Annotated in this window: 1 protein-coding gene; it reads left to right on the top strand. The window is 69.5% G+C overall.

Features of this window, described 5'->3' with window-relative positions:
• Positions 1-1214 (top strand): non-ribosomal peptide synthetase (locus tag M2283_RS51560; RefSeq protein ID WP_280883574.1); only part of this gene is annotated, 1214 nt, incomplete at both ends.

Below are 1214 nucleotides of genomic sequence, written 5' to 3'. Positions count from 1 at the left end.
GTGAGTGTGGCGAGTGTGGTGCCGTCGCTGTTGGGTGTGTTGGATCCGGAGTCGGTGCCTGGTGTGCGGAATTGGGTGCTGGGTGCGGAGCGGCTGAGCGCCGATCTGGCGGCGCGGTGGCGGGCTCGGGCGGGGGTGTGGAACACCTACGGTCCGACCGAGGCGACGGTGATGACCACAGCGGTCGAGATCGCGCCGGGCATCACACCGGAGGACGCACCCCCGGCGATCGGCCGGCCGCTGCCCAACAGCCGGGTGTTCGTGCTGGATGAGTTCCTACGTCCGGCGCCGGTCGGCGCGGTAGGAGAGGTCTACCTAGCGGGTCCCGGTCTGGCCCGCGGCTACCTCGGTCGCGCGGACCTGACCGCGGAGCGGTTCGTGGCCTGCCCGTTCAACGCCGGCACCCGCATGTATCGGACGGGTGACCTGGCTAGGTGGACGGAGGACGGGCTGCTGCACTTCGCCGGCCGTGCCGACGAACAGGTCAAGATCCGCGGTTTCCGGATCGAGCTGGGTGAGGTCGAATCCGTCCTCGCCGCCCACCCGGACGTGGCCCAGGCCACCGTCCTGGTCCGTGAGGACCGCCTTATCGCCTACGTCGTGTCCCGCAGTGAACCGTCGGTGATCCGGGAGTTCACTGCCGAGCGGCTGCCCGAGTACATGGTCCCCTCCACGGTCGTGCTTCTCGACGAGCTGCCCCTCACCCCCAACGGCAAGGTCGACCAGTCCGCCCTGCCCGCCCCCGACATGGAACGAGGCGCAGGCCGGGCACCGTCGACCCCGGTCGAGGAGATCTTGTGCGGCCTCTTCGCCGACGTACTGGGAGCGGAACGCGTCGGCGTCGACGACTCCTTCTTTGCACTGGGCGGCGACTCGATCCTGTCGATGCTTCTCGTGTCCGGTGTGCGGCGCGCGGGCTGGGTGATCTCGCCTCGGCAGGTGTTCGAGGAGCAGACTCCGGCCAGGCTGGCGCTGGCCGCTGAAGCCCTGGCCGACGCCGCGGTCGCGAGCGGTGAACCCGGCGTGGGTGACGTGCCGCTGACACCGGTGATGCATGAACTGATCGAGCGGGTCGGACTCGATGCCATCGGCCAAGCCGTGCAGTCCAGTGTGGTGTCAACGCCGGTTGGTGTGGATGGTGTGGTGTTGGGGTCTGCGGTGCGGGCGTTGGTGGAGCGGCATGAGGTGTTGCGGGCGCGGCTGGAGGTGGGCGC

Source organism: Streptomyces pseudovenezuelae (assembly GCF_029892565.1).
Classification (GTDB): Bacteria; Actinomycetota; Actinomycetes; order Streptomycetales; family Streptomycetaceae; genus Streptomyces; species Streptomyces pseudovenezuelae_A.
The sequence above is the reverse complement of the archived record's forward strand: the minus strand, read 5'-3'. Positions and strand labels throughout refer to the sequence as shown.